This is a genomic window from Leptolyngbya sp. FACHB-541 (assembly GCF_014695875.1).
In the GTDB taxonomy this organism is placed as follows: domain Bacteria; phylum Cyanobacteriota; class Cyanobacteriia; order Elainellales; family Elainellaceae; genus JAAUTN01.
Window position 1 is genome coordinate 1 of record NZ_JACJPC010000005.1, and the last position, 2,285, is coordinate 2,285.

General features: G+C 47.3%; 1 protein-coding gene. It reads left to right on the forward strand.

What is annotated here, in order from left to right:
* Window positions 1-222: 222 nt before the first annotated feature.
* Window positions 223-2,285, forward strand: a 2,063-nt coding sequence (locus tag H6G00_RS00100) for a PAS domain S-box protein (RefSeq protein ID WP_347278130.1), incomplete at its 3' end; no start/stop codon positions are given.

The following is a 2,285-nucleotide window of genomic DNA, read 5'->3' on the forward strand; positions in this document are numbered from 1 at the left end:
TGAGTTAGAAGAGTTATTTCAAGCGATTTAATCGAAGGCAATGAAGAGGAAGCTTACAATACAAAAAAGTGATAAAAAAAGCGGTGATTTGAGTACTCAGTTCTGACAGTTTCTAATTTTCTGGATTTTAGCAAGAGATACACTTTAGGAGACCGCTGACAGTTCTTCGTCGGGGAGAGTTTAATGGTCCATCTCGATCAATTGATTGTCACATTGATGCAGGTGGTAATCAAAAATGCAGGAGCCGAAACTGGTACTTTGGTTCTCCTAGAGGAGGATCAACTCACTGTGATGGCTCAATGTAGCGGAAGTAGACAGTGTGACCTAGAAAAGCTTGCTGTTGCCGACTGTGCAATGATTCCTGTCCCCGTCATTTACTCAGTAGAACGTACTCAAGAAATGCTGGTGTTTGATGATGCGGTCAGCGAATCGCCTTTTTCAACTGATCCTTACATTCAAAAGCAACAGACGCGATCGCTCCTCTGTCTACCCATTCTCAGTCAAAGCCAGTTGATCGGCATCCTTTATCTAGAGAACAATCTCAGTACCGGAGTGTTTACTAGCGATCGCTTACAAGTCCTTAAACTGTTGATGGCTCAGGCAGCAATTTCACTGGAGAATGCTCGATTGTATGAACGGTTAGCAGATTATGCTGAAACACTGGAACGGAAAGTAGAAGAGCGAACTCAAGCTTTGCAGCAGGAGATCGCGGAACGTCAACAAACCGAAGCCGCATTGAGACAAAGCGAAGCAAATTATCGCAACCTGCTACAAACTGCGAATTCAATCATCATCCGCTATGACACGCAAGGACGGATTCGATACATCAACGATTATGGGGTGAAACTTCTGGGCTATGAAGAACATGAGATTCTAGGACGAACCGTATTTGAAACGATCATTCCAGACATCGAAACCTCTGGACGCGATGTCAAACCATTGGTTCACGATTTACTTCGTAATCCTCAACTGTACCCGCAAGGCGAGGGTGAAAACCTGTGTCGAGACGGTCGGCGAGTTTGGATGGTCTGGTCGAATCAAGCCATCTTCAATGACCAGGGAGAGGTCGTTGAAATCCTATCAGTTGGCAGCGACACTACCCAGCGTAGGCAAGCAGAAGAGGCATTACAACGCAGTGAAGCCAAGTTCCGAGCTATCTTTGAAAACTCACAGGTTGGCATCTTCCGCACCCGCCTCTCGGATGGATTAATTCTCAATGCCAATCAACGCCTTGCCAATCTGCTTGGCTTTGATTCACCAGAAGAAATCATTGAGCTGGAACACTGCATCGACTATTTTGTAAGTCCCAGCGATCACCAACAATCCATTGAGGTGCTGAAGCGGGATGGGGAAGTGCGAAGCTATGAAGTACAGATGCGAAAACGAGATGGAACATTGTTCTGGGGACTTTCCTCTTCTTATTTGAATGAAGACGATGACTACATCGAAGGGGTGATTGCGGACATTAGCGATCGCAAACAGGCAGAAGCCGCGCTGCAAGCCTCTGAAGCAGAACTGCGAGCGCTCTTTTTAGCCATTCCCGATCCGCTGTGTGTTTACAATGCTGAAGGGCAAGTGATCGACGCAATCCCAATATTCCTCGGAAATCCATCCTATGGAGAGGAGTATAGGGAGAAATATATTGGTAAAACACTGCATCAACTCTATGCCAAGGAACAAGCTGATGAATTCCTGAATTATATTCAGCAGGTGGTGAAAACCCAACAAGTACTCACCGTTGAATACACTGAATGCCAGTGGATAGCTAGACGAGAAGTCCGGTTTTCGGCTCGCATTGCCCCGATTCGGCACGAACAGGTGATTTGGTTGGCGCGAGATATTACGCTGCAAAAGCAAGCAGAAGCAGCCTCGATTGTGGAAGAACGTAACCGCATGGCGCGCGAAATTCACGACACACTCGCTCAGTCCTTTACAGGCATTCTGGCTCAGGTGGGAGCGGCAAAACAAGTGCTAACGGATGATGTAGAAGCAACTGGGGCACACCTAGACCTGATCAAAGAATTGGCACGAACTGGACTGTGTGAAGCGCGGAGATCGGTCGTGGCGCTGCGTCCTCAGCTTTTAGAGGAAGGCAGTCTACAGAGCGCTCTACATCGTCTCATCGCTCAGACTAGAGCTGCCGCAATGGATACCACTTTGCACTATGAGATCGAGGGTGCAGTGTATTCTCTCCCCACTGAAGTCGAGAATAACCTACTACGGATTGGACAGGAAGCATTAACCAATGCGATCAGACACGCCAATGCTGACGAAATTCGAGTGGA